This window comes from Corynebacterium jamesii (assembly GCF_046097395.1).
Taxonomy (GTDB): Bacteria; Actinomycetota; Actinomycetes; order Mycobacteriales; family Mycobacteriaceae; genus Corynebacterium.
On the sequence record NZ_CP175789.1, the window covers coordinates 1,544,775 to 1,562,019 of the forward strand.

General features: G+C 62.2%; 13 protein-coding genes and 1 pseudogene. 7 read left to right on the forward strand and 7 right to left on the reverse strand.

Going from position 1 to position 17,245, the window contains the following annotated elements:
- Positions 1-39 precede the first annotated feature (39 nt).
- The 3 genes from ispF to ACKFRT_RS06975 all read right to left on the reverse strand — a co-directional run bounded on the left by ispF (position 40) and on the right by ACKFRT_RS06975 (position 2,030).
- Positions 40-531: a 2-C-methyl-D-erythritol 2,4-cyclodiphosphate synthase gene (gene ispF / locus ACKFRT_RS06965; protein WP_034965389.1), complete on the reverse strand. Its 492-nt coding sequence runs from the start codon at positions 529-531 to the stop codon at positions 40-42.
- A gap of 66 nt (positions 532-597) precedes the next feature.
- The gene (locus ACKFRT_RS06970) at positions 598-1,425 is read right to left on the reverse strand and encodes a 2-C-methyl-D-erythritol 4-phosphate cytidylyltransferase (protein ID WP_408924784.1); all 828 of its coding nucleotides are present in this window, start codon (positions 1,423-1,425) and stop codon (positions 598-600) included.
- A gap of 14 nt (positions 1,426-1,439) precedes the next feature.
- Positions 1,440-2,030 carry a CarD family transcriptional regulator gene (locus ACKFRT_RS06975; RefSeq protein WP_408924785.1) on the reverse strand — a complete coding sequence of 197 codons (591 nt, stop codon included), beginning with the start codon at positions 2,028-2,030 and terminating at the stop codon, positions 1,440-1,442.
- Between the two features lie 247 nt (positions 2,031-2,277).
- Here ACKFRT_RS06975 and ACKFRT_RS06980 point away from each other — a divergent pair, with 247 nt between their 5' ends.
- Together ACKFRT_RS06980 and radA are read left to right on the forward strand one after the other, a co-directional pair.
- On the forward strand, positions 2,278-2,850 hold the full coding sequence (locus tag ACKFRT_RS06980; RefSeq protein WP_296212190.1) for a hypothetical protein: 573 nt from the start codon (positions 2,278-2,280) through the stop codon (positions 2,848-2,850).
- A gap of 70 nt (positions 2,851-2,920) precedes the next feature.
- Entirely contained in the window at positions 2,921-4,348 is a 1,428-nt protein-coding gene (radA, locus tag ACKFRT_RS06985; protein WP_408924786.1) for a DNA repair protein RadA, read from the forward strand.
- Between the two features lie 67 nt (positions 4,349-4,415).
- Here radA and ACKFRT_RS06990 read toward each other — a convergent pair whose 3' ends face one another.
- Positions 4,416-5,132, reverse strand: a complete 717-nt coding sequence (locus ACKFRT_RS06990; RefSeq protein ID WP_408924787.1) for a hypothetical protein — start codon at positions 5,130-5,132, stop codon at positions 4,416-4,418.
- A 69-nt stretch (positions 5,133-5,201) separates the two neighbouring features.
- Positions 5,202-5,846: a carbonic anhydrase gene (locus tag ACKFRT_RS06995; RefSeq protein ID WP_296212196.1), complete on the reverse strand. Its 645-nt coding sequence runs from the start codon at positions 5,844-5,846 to the stop codon at positions 5,202-5,204.
- A gap of 36 nt (positions 5,847-5,882) precedes the next feature.
- Here ACKFRT_RS06995 and ACKFRT_RS07000 point away from each other — a divergent pair, with 36 nt between their 5' ends.
- The 3 genes from ACKFRT_RS07000 (at position 5,883) to ACKFRT_RS07010 (ending at position 9,915) form a co-directional block, all read left to right on the forward strand.
- Entirely contained in the window at positions 5,883-6,914 is a 1,032-nt protein-coding gene (locus ACKFRT_RS07000; protein ID WP_408924788.1) for an A/G-specific adenine glycosylase, read from the forward strand.
- Between the two features lie 91 nt (positions 6,915-7,005).
- Positions 7,006-8,475, forward strand: coding sequence for a branched-chain amino acid transport system II carrier protein (gene brnQ / locus ACKFRT_RS07005; protein WP_408924789.1), 1,470 nt, complete (start codon positions 7,006-7,008; stop codon positions 8,473-8,475).
- 48 nt (positions 8,476-8,523) lie between these two features.
- Entirely contained in the window at positions 8,524-9,915 is a 1,392-nt protein-coding gene (locus tag ACKFRT_RS07010) for an alpha/beta fold hydrolase (protein ID WP_408924790.1), read from the forward strand.
- A 58-nt stretch (positions 9,916-9,973) separates the two neighbouring features.
- On the opposite strand, the gene ACKFRT_RS07015 is transcribed toward ACKFRT_RS07010, so the two are convergent.
- Positions 9,974-12,628, reverse strand: coding sequence for an ATP-dependent Clp protease ATP-binding subunit (locus ACKFRT_RS07015; protein ID WP_296212206.1), 2,655 nt, complete (start codon positions 12,626-12,628; stop codon positions 9,974-9,976).
- Between the two features lie 359 nt (positions 12,629-12,987).
- Here ACKFRT_RS07015 and ACKFRT_RS07020 point away from each other — a divergent pair, with 359 nt between their 5' ends.
- On the forward strand, positions 12,988-14,748 hold the full coding sequence (locus ACKFRT_RS07020) for an AMP-binding protein (protein WP_408924791.1): 1,761 nt from the start codon (positions 12,988-12,990) through the stop codon (positions 14,746-14,748).
- Positions 14,749-15,074: 326 nt separating this feature from the next.
- Positions 15,075-15,899: pseudogene (gene thiD / locus ACKFRT_RS07025) on the forward strand (bifunctional hydroxymethylpyrimidine kinase/phosphomethylpyrimidine kinase); the annotation flags it as partial.
- 119 nt (positions 15,900-16,018) lie between these two features.
- Here thiD and ACKFRT_RS07030 read toward each other — a convergent pair.
- Entirely contained in the window at positions 16,019-17,227 is a 1,209-nt protein-coding gene (locus tag ACKFRT_RS07030; RefSeq protein ID WP_408924792.1) for an acyl-CoA dehydrogenase family protein, read from the reverse strand.
- Positions 17,228-17,245 lie beyond the last annotated feature (18 nt).

Below are 17,245 nucleotides of genomic sequence, written 5' to 3' on the forward strand. Positions count from 1 at the left end.
TGGAACAAACCTACGATGACATAAAAGGATTGTCAATAACTAATTCTGCGCCTGCCACACGACCGCCGTCGCCACGGCCGCCACACCCTCGCCACGGCCGGTGAAGCCCATGTGATCAGTCGTCGTCGCAGAGACGGAGACCGGTGCGCCGATCAACTCGCCCATCACCTTCTCGGCCTCTTCGCGCCGGGTGCCCATCTTCGGGCGGTTACCCACCATCTGCACCGCTGCGTTGCCGATCACAAAGCCCTTGGATTCCAGCAGCTCCCGGCACTCGCGCAGTAGGCGCTCGCCGGAAACGTTGTCGTATTCCTTGCGCCCCACCCCGACGAAGCTGCCCAGATCCCCCAGTCCTGCGGCAGAGAGCAGCGCATCCACTACCGCATGCGCCACCACGTCGCCGTCGGAATGCCCCTCGCACCCGTCCTGGCCCTCCCACAAGAGGCAAGCCATCCAGCAGTCCTTACCTGGCTGCACCTGGTGAGCATCCGTCGCAATACCTACGCGGGGAATGATGTGTGGGGTGTTCATGCCGTCTGCCTCTCGCCTCTCTACCTCTCGCCTCTGGTTGCGTTCTACTTGTCTACTGGGGACTTTCTAGCCTTCGCTGCCATTCAGGATCATCTGCGCCACGCGGTAATCCTGGGGTGTGGTGATCTTCATCGCCAGCGGATCGGCATCCACCGCCACCACCGGGAAGCCTGCCATCTCCATCAGCGAGGCGTCGTCTGTTACCAGCGGCAGCGGCGAGGCACCCACCCGATCCACTGCGTGCGCGGAACTGATTTCCGTAGTTCGCAGGTACTGCTCGTTGGCTTCTATCAGCTTTTCCAGGTCGAATACCTGCGGCGTGGCCGCTGCCCGCAGGCTAGCGCGATCGGGGGTTTGCTCCACGACCGTCTGCCCTGCGCGCGGGCCGGAGGTGGGGGCGTCAATAACTTTAATAGTGTCTACCACCGGCAACACCGGGATCGCCCCGTACCAGGAACCATCTGCGGCGCCACGGCACACGCGGTCCACAACCTCGGCGATCATGGCGGGTGGGGTGAGGCAGCGGGCGGCATCGTGGACGGCTACGAAACGCCCCTCGGTGGCCTCGCCCGCAGCGCTTAGCCGCCGTTGGATCGCAACCAGGCCCGCATACACAGAATCGAATCGCTCGCCGCCGCCGAGCTCCACGCTGACGGTCATGGGTGCCCACTCCGCGACGTTGATGGGATCGCCGACGATGCGCTCGGCGTGGTCGCGCATGTTCTCGCTGACCAGCACGATCGCTTGATCGATACTTTGGGACGCCGCCAGGCCATCCAGCGACCGTTCCAGCAACGACCGACCGTTGAGCTCGACGAAAGCCTTCGGGGTATCGAAGCCAAGGCGAGTGCCGCTACCGGCGGCGGCGACGAGTGCGTAGACGTTCGCTGTCACAGCGCCTGCCCGGTTTAGTCTTCGCCGTCCAGCTCGTCGTCCAGATCGATGGAGCCACCGGACTGGGAATCCTCGTCCACGCCTGCGGCGCGGGCTGCAGCGGCGGCCTCGCGGTGGCGCTTGATGGTGGCCTGCATCTCGGCCAGCAGTGCGTCGGTCTTCTTGTCGTCCACACCCTCGGCCAAGGCGAGCTCGCCCACGAGGATCTGGCGCGCCTTGGCCAGCATGCGCTTCTCACCCGCGGACAGGCCGCGGTCCTGGTCGCGGCGCCACAGGTCGCGCACAACCTCGGCCACCTTGTTCACGTCGCCACTGGTCAGGCGCTCCTGGTTCGCCTTGTAACGGCGGGACCAGTTGCCGGCCTCTTCCACGTCGGTTTCGCGCAGCACGGAGAAGACCTTGCGCAGGCCCTCCTCGCCCACCACGTCACGCACGCCAACCTTTTCGGCGTTCGCCGCCGGCACGCGGACGGACAGGTCACCTTGGTTGATGCGCAACACCAGGTAGTCGACGGTTTCCCCCTTGAACTCCCGCTGCTCGATACCCTCGATAACGGCGGCGCCGTGGTGCGGGTAAACGACCGTATCTCCGACTGCGAACTCCATAAGTGTTCCTCTAACGTCCTTCCGAAAGGCTGTGACAGGCACTGCGTAAATACCCGATAAATTCTACCGCAAACGCTGGCACTACCCGCATTTGGGGCATAATCACCCCGACAACTACGCACTAGGGGGCATTAATGAGCACTAAAGGGCTACTTGGCTAGGTGTCGCGGGGGGCTACAGGCTAGGCTGGTTGCAGACGTTTTTATTCAACTGCTTTTAAGACATGCCTCAGATGGAGGAACGCATCGTGAAGACCCTCAAGGCCCAGCCGCTGAAGACGACCTTTGCCCGTGGTGCGCTGGCGCTGGTCGCAGCAGGTTCCGCACTCGCACTGTCCGCGTGTGGCGCAGGTCAAATTACCCAGACTTCCAGCCAGGTTGCCGCCGTCAACGGTGCTAGTGGCAGTGCTGGTCACGCTGATGTGCAGGATGTTTCCGTGGTCGTAGGCCCGGATAACTCCCTGGCACTGAAGTTCACCGTGACCAACGAGGACGAGAAGGGCAAGGCCGTAACGGTTGAGTCCGTGAAGGTGGATGGCAAGGAGGTCTCCGGCCTGGACGAGGCTGAGATCCCGGCTGGCGGTTCCCTGGTTGCCGACGGCGAGTTCGCGATGGATGACCTGAAGACCAAGGGGCAGGATCAGCTGAAGTACACCGCTACGTCCGTCAAGGGTGTAGACGACGTTTACGTCGGTGGCCACAAGAAGGTCACCTTCAAGCTGAACGTTGGAGAGGTCGAGCTGAACGCGCCGGTTAACGCGTACGTGCCGGAGGCAGGAAAGCTGCACCGCGACGAAGATGGCAACCTGACCGACAAGTAGGTCGCTGCAAAATCGAACGAACGCCGCTGCTGGACATTGGTTGTCCGGGGCGGCGTTTATTGTTGTGTGCATGGCAAGTAAGTCGAGCAAAGCAAGCCGAGTTTTCGTATGCACTTCCTGCGATTACCAGCTGTCGAAGTGGATGGGGCGCTGCCCGCAGTGCGGGGAATGGGGGTCGCTGGAGGAACGAGATACGCGCGCGCTCGGGGCTATGGGGATAGCAGGCGTAGCTGGCAACACAGGTGGGACCACGCACCGTGGAGGACTCGGGGCCAAGAGCCTGGTTCCGGGGGCTAGCGCCCAGCCGGTCACCAAGGTAGATCCGACCATCGCCAAGCATCGACCGACGGGTATCGGAGAGCTAGACCGTGTGCTGGGGGGCGGAATCGTGCCGGGCAGCGCCGTGCTGCTGGCTGGCGAGCCGGGCGTGGGCAAATCCACCCTTTTGCTGGAGGTCGCCGCCGCCTGGGCTAAGAAAGGGCGTACGGTGCTAATCCTCACCGCGGAGGAATCCGTCGGGCAGGTGCGCCACCGTGCCGAACGCACAGGCGCGTTGCACGATAACCTCTACCTGGCCAGCGAAAACGATCTGGAAAACGGATTGGCGCAGGTAGATGCGCTATGCCCGGAGCTGATCATCGTGGATTCCCTGCAGACCATGCAGGCCACCGGAGTGGAGGGCGTGGCCGGCGGAGTGGCTCAAACCCGCGCGGTCACCAGCACGCTGACCACCCTGGCGAAGATGTCCGGCACACCCGTCATTGCTGTGGGGCACGTGACTAAAGAGGGCACGGTAGCTGGTCCGCGAACGATCGAGCATCTGGTGGATGTAGTGCTGAACTTCGAGGGCGACAAACACTCCTCCATGCGCTTCCTGCGCGGCATCAAGAACCGCTTCGGCGCCACGGACGAGGTTGGCTGTTTCGAACAGACCGCCCACGGTATCCAGGAGGTCGCCGACCCCAGCGGGCTATTCCTACACCACCGCACCGAGTCTGTAACTGGCACCGCCGTAACCGTGGTGATGGACGGTCGCCGTGCCATGGTGGGCGAGCTGCAAACGCTGGCGCTGAACAGCGAGTTTAAAAATCCGAAGCGATACGTGACGGGCATGGATGCATCCCGCGTATCAATGGTGCTGGCGGTCCTCTCGGAACGCTGCGGGCTGCCACTGGCCGATAAGGAGGTCTACGCCGCAACGGTCGGCGGAATGAAGATCCTAGAACCCTCGGCGGACCTCGCCACCGGGTTGGCTCTGGCCTCCACCGCGAAACGCACCCCGCTCCCCTTGGGGTTAGTAGCCCTCGGTGAGGTTGGGCTGGGCGGAGAGGTGCGCCGCATCCCGCAACTCACCCAAAGACTGGCGGAGGCCAACCGATTGGGATTCCACACCGCGCTGGTGCCGAAGAACTGCCATTACGAGGCGCCGACGGGGATGAAGGTCAAAGAAGTCGCCACCCTCTGCCAAGCCGTTGGCTACTGTCTGGCCAGCACCTGAGCGCCCTAGCTAACCCCCTAACTACTCCCCCTAACTAACCCCCTGGAGGCTCTCGCCCCTCCTGGGGCTACTGCAGGTTAAACGAAGCCGGCTGGGAAGTGTTGTTACCCACGTGGGCATACAGCAGGTAGCTGCCCGGATCGACGGGTTGGCGAGCCTCGCACTTGCCCGGCGCGGAGGTGGTACGGGACCAAGCGGCCATCTCGTAATTCACGGACTCGCCGGCCTTGATCTTCGTCTCGCCCACAACTTCCGGCTCGTTGCAGTCAATATCGCCCCACACGCGCTGGTAGTTGCCCATCGTGAAGACCTCGAACTTCAACGGAGAATCATCGAAGTTAATGTCGCAGTCCGCATTTGTCGGGTTCTCGATCTTCACAAAGAAGTTCGGCTGCTGCTCCGCGTTAAACGTCGGAGCACCCGGTCGCGCGGTAACCTTCAGGTCAGCCAGCGAGCACGAATCCTTCTTCTCCTCGGACTTGTCCCCGTCTTTGTCGCCGTCCTTGTCTTTATCTTTGTCCTTTTCTTCCGACGCCTTCTCGTCATCCGACCCACTGGATTCCGCACCCTTCGGCGGCTCCGGCGGGCTAGTCATATCCTGCTGCTCAGACGTCGTGGTGGCCGATTCGGTAGCTGCCGTGTTCTCGGGGTCCCCTCCCCCGCTGACCAGGCTGATCAAAGCCCAAATCACACCGATCACAACGACCAAGATCACGACCGCAGCAATGCGACGGCGGATATACACTTCACGTGGCAATGGGCGCCTATTGTCTTCATCAGTCACACAACCAATGCTAAATGCTACCCACTGCAAGGCGCTGGATAGACACGGAGGGCACGCCCCGCAAAACTCCTAGTGAACGCGCTGTGCACCCTCAATATCCAGGCCATAGCTAACCAGCGGCTCGGCCAGCCCATCGGAAAGTCGATAGCGCAGCCCCACCACGGCGCAGCGCTGGTCAGCCAAACGTGCCTGAATCTCCGGCGAACGATCCACGATGTGGTCGGCGATCTCCGCCACGTGGTTGCGCTCGAAGGCGTCGCTACTTTCCATACCGCGCTTTTTGGCCGACAGCAACGAGGGTGTCACCTTCTCCACCAGCACGCGCTGGAAGCCCGACGGCATCTCGCCGCCATGCAGCGCCTGGGAAGCGGCCGCAACCGCACCGCACTTTTCATGCCCCAGCACAATCACCAGCGGCACTTCCAGGGAATCCACCGCAAACTCCAGGGAGGCCAGCACGGACAGGTCGGTGATCTCCCCGGCGGTACGGATCACGAAGACATCGCCTAGCCCTTGGTCAAACAGGATCTCCACCGGCGCGCGCGAATCGGAGCACGCCAGCACCACCGCCTGCGGCTTCTGCCCCTCTTGCAAAGAAATGCGGCGGTTGAGGTCCTGGTGCGGGTGGTCAGATTCGCCACGCATGAAACGTGCGTTTCCTTCGCGCAGGCTATCCCATGCCTGCTGCGGGGTCTTGTGTTGGCTTGAAGTCATGCTTACATTGTGCACCGCGCTACAGTGATTCGTGCAATGAACTCCCCTGCTGCCGATTACCCCGCCACCAACTCACAGAGCCTTCCCGCGAAACTGAACGCCTGGTATGCCCTCCACGCTCGCGACCTGCCTTGGCGCCACCCAGATACGACCCCCTGGGCAATCTTGCTGAGCGAAGTGATGAGCCAGCAAACCCCCGTCGCTCGTGTGATCCCCCTCTGGCATGCCTGGCTGGAACGTTGGCCCACTCCGGGGGACCTGGCCGCGGCGCCGACAGCCGAGATCCTAAAAATGTGGGCCAACCTGGGATACCCCCGGCGCGCTCTGCGGCTGAAGGAATGCGCCACCGCCTGCGTGGAGCGCCACGGCGGTGCAGTTCCCAGCGACATCGCCGAGCTGGAAGCGCTACCCGGCATCGGCCACTACACCGCCCGCGCCGTCGCTGCCTTCGCGTTCGGCCAGGCCGTTCCCGTCGTGGATACGAACGTTCGCCGGGTCTACCGTCGCCTCGTCGACGGGCGCTTCCTCCAAGGCCCTGCCCGGGCGCGCGACCTGGCGGACGTGGCATCGTTACTGCCCCACGTGGATCCGGACCCTCGTTTGGTTCAACGGCACGTCTCCCACCCACCCCACGATCAGCCCACCGCGGCACCTGGACACACCGATAATGCAGACGCGGCGCCTGGGCGCACCGATAATGCAGACGTGGCGAATCTGATGTGCGCGGCGTTGATGGAACTCGGTGCCCTGGTGTGCACCGCGAAAAGCCCGTCGTGTGACCAGTGCCCCGTAGTTGAGGGCTGCGCCTGGGTACAGGCAGGCAAGCCGCAGCCGACCGAGGAGGAAGCGACGGCCGCGGCCCGGCGCGTACAGAAGTTCGAGGGAACCGACCGCCAAGTGCGGGGAAAGATTATGGGGCTGCTGCGGGCAGCGGGGGAAGGTGGCGTCTCGAAGAAAGAGATAGACCTGTTATGGGCCGCCACAGAACAGCGCGAACGAGCCCTACGATCCCTGCTCGACGACGGGCTGGTGGAACGCAACGGCAGAACGTACCAGCTACCGCAGTAGGTGTGGGGTAGCGCGCGGGATCGCTTAGGATCCGCTGGTGCTCATGCATTAAAATAATGGGAGTTACCCATATCTAAATAGGAAAATTTTTATGTCGACCTCTACGTCATCGACCTCTACGTCATCGACTGCCAAGCGCCCGAAACTGATGGGCACGGTAGTCGCCGTTGGCCTCATGCTGTTCTCCATGTTCTTCGGCGCCGGAAACCTGATCTTCCCGCCGATGCTGGGTGTGGAATCCGGCGAGAACTTCACGCCCGCCATGATCGGCTTCCTCCTGACCGGCGTGCTGATGCCGGTGGTCACGGTTATCGCTGTGGCGATCTCTGGTGCAGGCGTGCGCGACTTGGCCTCGCGTGCCGGAGCGCTTTTCGGTCTGATCTTCGCCATCGTCGCCTACCTTTCCATTGGCGCCCTCTACGCCGTGCCGCGTGCCGCAGCCATTGGCTACGAGCTCGGCGTGGAGTCCACCTTCGACCTCTCGGGCGGCTGGTGGCGACTGACAGGCACCTTCGCGTTCTTCCTGATCTGTTTCCTGCTAACGCTCTGGCCCGGCAAGGTGGTGGATAACCTGGGCAAGATCCTCACGCCCATCCTGCTGATCCTGCTGGCCATCCTGGCCATTATCGGCCTACAAAAGCTAAGCAACCCCAGCATCCCGGCGACCGAGGAATACGCCTCTAACCCACTGGTCAGCGGAATCTCCCAGGGCTACTTCACGATGGATTCCATCGCCGCCTTGGCCTTCGCGCTGATCGTTGTGAGCTCCTTCAGCCAGAAGGGCGAGTCTGACCACGGGCGCATCATCAAGCTCTCTGCTGTGGCCGCCGGTACCGCCGGATTCTTCCTGATGTTGGTCTACCTGGGCCTGGGCCTAGTCGGCGCCCGAATGCCAGACAAAGAGGCCTACAGCGACGGCGCTGCCCTCCTCAGCTCCGCCGCGCACCTGACGATGGGCAACGCGGGCGAGTTCGTGTTCTCGATGATCGTGCTGCTGGCCTGCATCACCACCGTGGTCGGCCTGACAGCCGCTACCTCCACGTTCTTCCATGAGCTCATTCCGGCTATTAGCTACCGCTGGTGGGCAACGATCCTGACGCTCGTCGGCCTGCTGATCTCCAACTTGGGTCTGGAAAAAATCCTCAACGTTTCCGGTCCGGTTATCGGCCTGATCTACCCACCGGCGATCATCCTGATCGCACTGTCTTACGTGCACCTGCTGTTCCAGAAGTACAAGCTGGTGTTCGCCTACCGCATCGGCGTGATCGTGGCCTTCGTGTTCTCCTTCATCGACTTCCTGGCCGCGCTGAACGTGCCGGTGGATGCACTGCAGGATGCCTTGAGCTGGATTCCGCTGATGGACGCGGGCATGGGCTGGCTGCTGCCCACTCTGTTCCTCACCGCCATTGGACTGGCCATTGACCTAAGCCGAAAGGTTCCGAACGACGAGGACGAAGAAGTAGACTTCGAGGCACTTGACCCGTTCACGGCAAACGTGGACGACGAAGATAACACCGACGGCGCCAACGACACCTCCGAGGCGCGCACTTCCCGAACTTAAGTAGCAATACCTAACACTTCGCACAAGGAAAACGCCTAAAATTCTCCTATGACGTTTTCTTTCTTCGGTTCACCCCGTTTTCAAGCCCCTCGCCGCCAGCGCCTTCTTACTGCTACCTGCGCAGTGTTGCTACCCGCGGCGATCGCTACCTCCGCCCTCTCCCCCGCCGCTGCAGCACCGTCACGTGGCGGCTTCTACGGTTCTGCGGAAGGCTCCCTCTCCCAAGCTGCGGCTACCGGCAGTGGCAAGTTCGCAGTAGGATCCCTGCCGCACTACGACCCAGATGGCTTCTATTCTTCCCTGCCTCTGAAAGTAAAGGGCAAGCCAGGGGAAATCCTCAAAACTGCCCCCAGCAACTTTGCCCTAGGCATTCCTTTCGTCGACTGGACGAACAGCGAAGCCCAGCGTGTGGCCTATGTTTCCACCAACTCCCGCGGCGAGACCGTGCCCGTCACTGGCACCGTTCTAGTCCCCCGTGCTCCCTACACCGGTGGTGGGGAGCGCCCCCTGTTGGTCGTAGCGCCGGGCACCCAGGGCAGCGGCGATGCATGCGCCCCGGGCAAGCTGTTGCCGATGGGGCTAGAGTACGAGGCCGCACCCGTAGCCGCCGCCCTCTCCCGCGGCTGGGCAGTGGCTCTTACCGACCTGAACGGTCTGGGCACGCCCGCCCAGCACACGTACATGAACCGAGTGGATCAGGGCAATGCCACCCTGGACATGGCTCGTGCGGCCAAAAATCTACCTCAGGTTTCGAAGTCCTCCCCGGTCGCCCTGTGGGGTTACTCGCAGGGTGGCGGTTCTTCCGCGGCCGCGCTGGAGCAGGCTCCCACGTACGCCCCTGAGATCAATCTGAAGGCGGGCTACGCCGGTGGTGTACCGGCCGATCTTTACACCACTTCCGTCGCCATCGATAACGGCCCGTTGGCTGCCGCCCTGGGATACACCCTCAATGGCTTCCTTATCTCTAACCCGGAGATCCGCGGCGCCGTCGAAAAGCGCATGAATGACAAGGGTCGGACGTTCCTCCGCCAGACCGCCAACGAGTGCCTCCCCGAATCGCTACTGCGCCACGGCTACACCGATACGCGCACCCTGACGAAGTCTGGTGAATCGCTCACGGAGCTGTTGCGGCAGGAGCCCTTTAGGCAGCTTGTGGACGCCCAACGTATCGGCAAGCGCCCGCCCCAGGTTCCTGTCTACGTAGGCCACGGAACGAATGATGATACGATTCCCGTGGAACAGAGCCGCCAGATGGCCCGGCAGTGGGCAGAGGGAGGCACGAAGGTGAACTATGTGGAGCACAATATCCCCCACACCTTCCCGCTGGGCGACCACATGGTGCCGATGTTCACGCACCTCAAGCCTGCCCTGGACTGGTTGGATAACGTTATCCACGACCGACCGGTGCATCTCACCAAAGCCGGGGATATTCGACGCTGAAAATAGAAAACGCCCGGGTTCAGTGAGTTTTTCACTGTCCCCGGGCTGCCAGGCTTAGTTAGCCTTTCTGATTCCAGTCGTCGTTGGAGTCTGCGGCGTCAAAACCCTCATCCTCCGGAACGTTGCCCTCGGCGGCGACGGACACTGCCTCCTGTGCCTCCTCGGCGGCCTCGTCGTTGCCGACCTCCGGCAACGGCTTGGGCTTAGTACCAAAGACGAACTTCGCATCATCACCCTTGGACTCGCCGTCCCAGTTCTCTACATCGACGGTGACGATTTCACCGGCACCGATCTCGCCAAACAGAATCTTCTCAGACAGGTGATCCTCGATCTCGCGCTGAATGGTGCGGCGCAGCGGGCGGGCGCCCAACACCGGATCGAATCCACGCTTGGCCAGCAGGGACTTCGCCTGCTCGGTGAGCTCCAGATCCATATCCTTCTGCTTCAAAGCGGTGCGCACTCGGTTCAGCAGCAGATCCACCATCTGGACGATCTGCTCTCGAGTCAGCTGGTGGAAGACCACAATGTCGTCGATACGGTTCAGGAACTCCGGGCGGAAGTGCTTCTTCAGCTCGTCGTCGACCTTCTGCTTCATCCGCTCGTACTGCGTATCCTCGTCGGCCTCGCCGGAGGAGCTGAACCCCATACCCACAGCCTTGGAGATGTCCCTGGTGCCCAAGTTGGAGGTGAAGATCAGGACGGTGTTCTTGAAGTCCACCATGCGGCCCTGACCATCGGTCAGGCGACCATCCTCCAGCACCTGCAGCAGAGTGTTGTAGATCTCGGTGTGAGCCTTCTCGATCTCGTCGAACAGCACCACAGAGAACGGCTTGCGACGGACCTTCTCGGTCAGCTGGCCGCCCTCGTCGTAGCCGACGTATCCCGGAGGGGCACCGAACAGGCGGGAGGCTGTGAATTTGTCGTGGAACTCGCCCATGTCGATCTGGATCAGCGCATCATCGTCGCCGAACAAGAACTCTGCCAGCGCCTTCGACAGCTCGGTCTTACCCACACCGGACGGGCCGGCGAAGATGAACGAGCCGGACGGGCGCTTCGGATCCTTCAGCCCGGCGCGGGTGCGGCGGATGGCGCGGGATACGGCCTTAACAGCATCGTCCTGACCGATGATGCGCTTGTGCAGTTCGTCCTCCATGCGCAGCAGACGGCTGGACTCTTCCTCGGTGAGCTTGAATACCGGGATGCCCGTCCAGTTGCCCATGACCTCGGCGATCTGTTCCTCGCCGACCTCGGCAACCTCGTCCAACTCGCCGGCGCGCCAAGCCTTTTCCTTCTCCGCACGCTCTTCGCCCAGCTTGCGCTCGTCGTCGCGTAGGGCTGCTGCCTTCTCGAAGTCCTGATCGTCAATGGCGGCCTCCTTCTTGCGGCGCACTTCGGCGATCTTGTCGTCGACCTCCTGGATAGACTTCGGGGCGGTCATGCGCTTGATGCGCATGCGCGCGCCGGCCTCGTCAATCAGGTCCACGGCCTTATCCGGCAGGAATCGGTCGTTGATGTAGCGATCCGCCAGCTGGGCTGCCGCCGTCAGAGCGCCGTCGGTGATGGATACACGGTGGTGCGCCTCGTAGCGGTCGCGTAGCCCCTTCAGGATCTCCACGGTCAGCTCGACGGAAGGCTCCGGCACCTGCACCGGCTGGAAGCGGCGCTCCAGGGCAGCGTCCTTCTCAATGTGCTTGCGGTACTCGTCCAGCGTGGTCGCACCGATGGTCTGCAGCTCGCCGCGGGCCAGCTTCGGCTTCAGGATACTGGCTGCGTCGATCGCGCCCTCCGCAGCACCGGCGCCGACCAGGGTGTGGATCTCGTCAATGAACAGGATGATGTCGCCGCGCTGGTTGATCTCCTTTAGCACCTTCTTCAGGCGCTCCTCGAAGTCACCACGGTAGCGGGAACCCGCGACCAGGGAGCCCAGATCCAGGGAGTAGAGCTGCTTATCCTTCAACGTCTCCGGCACCTTGCCGTTGACAATGTCCAGAGCCAGGCCCTCCACCACGGCGGTCTTACCCACGCCGGGCTCACCAATCAGCACCGGATTGTTCTTGGTGCGACGGGACAACACCTGCATCACGCGCTCGATCTCGTTGCCACGCCCCACAACCGGGTCCAGCTTGCCGTCCTTTGCAGCCTGGGTGAGGTTGCGGCCGAACTGATCCAGTACCAGAGAGTTGGACTTCTGGCCAGGGCGGCTCGGCGCCCCCTCGCCTACACTGCCCACGCCTGCGGTGGCGGGCTCGCCGCCGCCGCTTTCTTCCTCGTTACCCTCATAGCCACTCAGCAGTTGAATGACCTGCTGGCGCACGCGGGACAAGTCAGCGCCCAGCTTCACCAGCACCTGCGCTGCCACGCCCTCGCCCTCACGGATGAGGCCCAACAGGATGTGCTCGGTGCCGATGTACTTGTGCCCCAGCTGCAGCGCCTCGCGCAGCGCCAGCTCCAGCACCTTCTTAGCGCGCGGGGTGAACGGGATGTAGCCGCTCGGCGGGTGGCCGCCCGTGCCGATGATGTCCTTGACCTCGGTACGCACGGCATCCAGGGAGATGCCCATGGATTCCAGAGCCTTCGCTGCAACACCCTCGCCCTCCTGAATCAGGCCGAGCAGGATGTGCTCAGTGCCGATGTAGTTGTGATTCAGCGCGCGTGCTTCTTCCTGCGCCAACACAACGACGCGGCGCGCGCGATCCGTGAACCTCTCGAACATGGTGTGCTCCCTTTTTCAAAAGATGTAGCTTGCGTATTCGCCAATGTTGCCCACCTTAGCCGTGAGTGTGGACAACTCATATCGCCTTCTACGCAACAGTGCAGTGTTGCTGGCTTATTCCCCCATCACCTCGCCCCCAGGTAACCACATATCGGCAGGTCAAGAACCATTCTGAGCCGAGTCTTTCGGACTGTACGCCGTCAGCGAACGCCCCTTCCCCAACCTTGATCCACCCACTTCCCCACCGCCTATCCGCGCATAGTTATTTTTTCAAAGTGAGACATTTTTGTTTGACGAATATTAAAGTGATGCAAGCCACTAAATGGTAGAGAAGCCAACCCAAGGAGAGACACCCAGAAATGAACGCCGCAGCAGCCGCCCAGTTGCCCAAGCCCTCCCTCACCGACCAGATCGGGGCCGCCGGCACACTCCTCAAGGGCACCCTGCCCCTGTTCAAATCGGGAGTCCTGGGATCTATGAGCCCCGTCGCAGCAACCAAGGCCCTCAAGGGCATCATCCAGTGGAACTTCCTGCCCGCCGGCCTGCTGGCCATCGGTGCTGCGCGCGACCCGTACCACACGGCCATCATTGACGACGCAGGCTCCATGACCTACCAAGAGCTGCACGAACAGTCCACCGCCTTGGCGCAGGCCCTGTTCCGCACGGGGGTTCGCGAACGCGACCGCATCGGCGTGCTGTGCCGCAATCACCGCGGCTTCATCCTCACCCTGTGCGCACACGGTCGATTGGGCACGGACATTGTGCTATTCAACACTGGGGCGTCGGCAAAACAGACACAGGCTGTGCTGCAGGAACAAAAAATCGACATGCTGTTTATCGACGAGGAGTTCCTCCCCCTCCTGCCGAAGGATTTCGACGCCTGCCCGGTGATTATCGCCTGGGAAAATGGCGACACACTGGGACTGTCCCGCGAAGCCGAGGAGGCTCTTAAGAAGCCCTCCAATATCCGAGATGCGATCGCCAGCGGCAACTACGCCACCCGCCACGAGGACTGGGCCTCCCTACACGAGGTGCTGCGCACCACTCCAGAAAACCTCTCTATCCCCAAGCGTCCGCGCCAGGGCCGCACCATCATCCTGACCTCCGGCACCACCGGCACCCCGAAGGGGGCACGCCGACCGGAGCCGAAGACGTACATGCCAGCATCGTCGATCATGAGCCGCATCCCGATGCGCCACCACCGCCCGTCATTCCTCTCCGCACCGATGTTCCACACCTGGGGCTTCGCGCAGATCCAGCTGGCGCTCGCCCTGCGAAACACCATGATTATGCAGCGCCGATTCTCCCCGGAAGGCGCCGTGCAGCTTATCGAGAAGAACCGCCCATACACCATCGCTATGGTGCCGACGATGCTGCGCCGCATGTTGGAGGTCATCCCGGAGGGCTTCAACCCGGGCACCAAGATCATCGCCACCTCCGGCGAAGCGCTGCCGCCGAAGGTTGTACGCGAGACGCAGGAGAAGTTCGGCGACGTGCTATACAACCTCTACGGGTCGACGGAGGTCAGCTGGGCCTCCATCGCCACTCCGGAGGATCTGCGGAAGCACATTAACACCGCCGGCAAGCCGCCGATGGCCACCACCCTGAAGGTCCTGGACGACAACGGCAAGGAACTGTCGGAGGGAGAGATCGGCCGCATCTTCGTAAAGAACGACATGCTGTTCGAGGGCTACACCCGCCCCGGCTCCGATAAGGAGATTATCGATGGCATGGTCGCCACCGGTGATCTGGGCTACTACAGCGAAGGCTTGCTTTTCATCTCTGGCCGCAGCGACGACATGATTGTCTCCGGCGGCGAGAACGTTTTCCCACAGGAGACCGAGGACGTAGTGAACTCCATGGACTGTGTTGCAGAGTCCGCTGTGCGTGGCGTGGAGGACGCGGAGTTCGGCCAGGCGTTGTGTGCGTGGGTCGTGCCGGAGGGCAAGACCGCGGAGGAGCTAACCGACGAGGAGAAGGCGGAGTTCGAGGGCAAGGTGAAGCTGGAAGTTAAAGCGCATCTGGCTCGCCACAGCGTGCCGCGCTACTTCGTGTACATGAATAAGCTTCCCCGCAACGCGGTGGGCAAGGTGGTCCCGCGCGAGCTGCCACAGCCTTAGCCAGTAGTCCACTCGTAGCCACCCATCCCGCAGAGGGGCATCCCAGCTGACTTAATTGTCGGAAAACTTAAATGTCGGAAAAGTTGCAAAACCTTATTGGGCACAATTTTCGCTAATGGAAAAGCCCTGGTCAGAGAGGTGTACAACAAGGGCTGACAATAGCAGGTTTGCAGTTTTGCAACTTTTCCGACATTTAGCTCTGCCACTTTTCCGACATTCAGTTCTGCAAATTTTCCGACATCTGGTTCTGCAACTTTTCCGACATCTAGCGCCGTGTAAAGCTAACCGAAGCGGTGGGCGCAAGCAGATGCGCCATAATGAGGGGCATGACCAACATCAGCTCCAACAGCAACCTCGACATTAGCCCCAGCCCCCTCCGCCCCCGCGTGCTGTCCATCGCCGGCACCGACCCGACAGGCGGAGCAGGCGCGCAGGCGGACCTCAAATCCATCATGGCGGCGGGCGGCTACGGCATGTCCGTCATTACCGCGCTGGTAGCGCAGAACACGCAAGGCGTGCGCAATATCCACACTCCCCCGCTGGATTTCCTTCGCGCGCAGCTAGACTCCGTCTTCGATGACGTCACCGTCGATGCTGTGAAGATCGGCATGCTCGGAGACATCGATACCATCCAGGCCGTCCGCGACTACCTGCAAAGTCACCAGGTCACGACGGTGCTAGATCCGGTGGCGGTGGCTTCCTCGGGCGATCGGCTACTCACGGCGGATGCCGAGGACGCGCTACGGGACTTCGCTGCTGCTTCTTCGGTGGTGACGCCTAACCTCCCCGAGCTGGCTCTCCTGACGAAGACCAAAATTGCCAGCAGCGAGCAAGAGGCCGTGGACATCGCCGGCACGTGGGCGAAAGAAACCAACACGACCGTAATCGTGAAGCTGGGCCATCTGGCTGGGCCGGAAGCCGGAAACATTGCGGTGGCTCCGTCCGGGGAGACGCACAAGGTCAGTTCCCCGCGCGTGGAAACCAAAAACACCCACGGCACGGGGTGTTCTTTGTCTTCCGCACTGGCCACACGCCTGGGTGCGGGTGATTCGCTAGAGGATGCGCTGGATTGGGCCACTAAATGGCTCAACGAGGCCATCGCCAATGCCGACCGTTTGCTTGTCGGTAAAGGCCATGGCCCCGTTGATCACTCAGTGCGCCTGTTCTAGGCAGCTAAGCGCGGGCGCGAGCGGGTGGCTAGCCAGCTATCCAGCTACGCGGACGGCAGCGCGCAACGTAGCCGCTGCCCGCGCACTAGCGCCGCCAGCTACTACTTGAGCTCCTTGGAGGAAAGACCCAGCTCGCGACGGGCGACAACCAGCTGCTGAATCTGCTGGGTGCCCTCGAAGATGTCCAGGATCTTGGAGTCGCGGGCCCACTTCTCCAGCAGGTCACGCTCGGAGTAACCGTAAGCGCCGGCGATCTCAACCGCACGCAGGGTCAGGTCGGTAGCCATGCGGCCCGCCTTCGCCTTGCACTCGGAGGCTTCCTTACTGTTCGGCTGCTTGTTGTCGGCCATCCAGCCTGCGCGCATGGTCATCAGGTATGCAGCTTCCCAGTCGCTCTCCAGGCGAATGTACTCGCTGGCTGCTGCGGGCTGGTTCCACGCGGGGGCGTCGTAATCAATCTCTACACCTGCGTCGGTGAGGATCTCGCGCAGCTTCTCCAGGGAAGCGCGGGCAACACCGACAGCCATGGCGGCAACCATGGGGCGGGTGTTGTCGAAGGTGGCCATCACGCCACCGAAGCCCTTCTTGGTGTCCACCTCCGGGGAACCCAGTAGGTTCTCCTTCGGGATGCGGACGTTGTCCAGGATGAAGTGCGCGGTGTCGGAGGAGCGGATGCCCAGCTTGTGCTCCAGGCGGACCAGCTCGAAGCCCGGGGTGTCGCGCGGGACGACGAAGGACTTGATGGCTGCACGGCCGGCGGACTTGTCGACGGACGCCCAGACAACAACGTGGGTGCAGCGCTCGCCGGCGGTGACGAAGATCTTCTCACCGTTCAGCACGTACTCGTCGCCATCCAGCTTGGCGGTGGCGGCGACGGCTGCGGAGTCGGAGCCGAACTGCGGCTCGGTGATAGCCATGGCAGCCCAGATCTTGCCGAATCGCTCGAGCTGCTCATCGTCGGCCACTGCGGCGACAGCTGCGTTGCCCAGACCCTGGTAAGGGATGGACAGGGTCAGTCCGACGTCGCCCCAGCAGGTCTCGATGACGTTGAGGATGGAGGCCATGTTGCCGCCATTCTTGACGCCCTCAGTCTTCTTCTTGTCATCGCCGCGGCCACCGGAGGCACCGGCCATGGTCTGGCCGGCATCTGCCATGCCTTCGACCAGGCTGGCCATGGTGTCCAGCTCGACGGGGCGCTCGTGCTCCGCGAGATCGTACTTGCGGGAGATCGGGCGGAAAATTTCGGCGGCGGCCTGGTGCGCTTGGTTCTGGCCCGCCTTCAAACGCTTGGGGAGTTCCAGATTAATCATGATGTGGTTCCTTCAAGT

Excerpts from the sequence above, each read along its gene's own strand:
- ispF (WP_034965389.1), bottom strand. The coding sequence starts at position 531 with ATGAACACCCCACACATCATTCCCCGCGTAGGTATTGCGACGGATGCT.
- ACKFRT_RS06975 (WP_408924785.1), bottom strand. The coding sequence starts at position 2,030 with ATGGAGTTCGCAGTCGGAGATACGGTCGTTTACCCGCACCACGGCGCC.
- radA (WP_408924786.1), top strand. The coding sequence starts at position 2,921 with ATGGCAAGTAAGTCGAGCAAAGCAAGCCGAGTTTTCGTATGCACTTCC.
- ACKFRT_RS06995 (WP_296212196.1), bottom strand. The coding sequence starts at position 5,846 with ATGACTTCAAGCCAACACAAGACCCCGCAGCAGGCATGGGATAGCCTG.
- ACKFRT_RS07000 (WP_408924788.1), top strand. The coding sequence starts at position 5,883 with ATGAACTCCCCTGCTGCCGATTACCCCGCCACCAACTCACAGAGCCTT.
- brnQ (WP_408924789.1), top strand. The coding sequence starts at position 7,006 with ATGTCGACCTCTACGTCATCGACCTCTACGTCATCGACTGCCAAGCGC.
- ACKFRT_RS07010 (WP_408924790.1), top strand. The coding sequence starts at position 8,524 with ATGACGTTTTCTTTCTTCGGTTCACCCCGTTTTCAAGCCCCTCGCCGC.
- ACKFRT_RS07015 (WP_296212206.1), bottom strand. The coding sequence starts at position 12,628 with ATGTTCGAGAGGTTCACGGATCGCGCGCGCCGCGTCGTTGTGTTGGCG.
- ACKFRT_RS07020 (WP_408924791.1), top strand. The coding sequence starts at position 12,988 with ATGAACGCCGCAGCAGCCGCCCAGTTGCCCAAGCCCTCCCTCACCGAC.
- ACKFRT_RS07030 (WP_408924792.1), bottom strand. The coding sequence starts at position 17,227 with ATGATTAATCTGGAACTCCCCAAGCGTTTGAAGGCGGGCCAGAACCAA.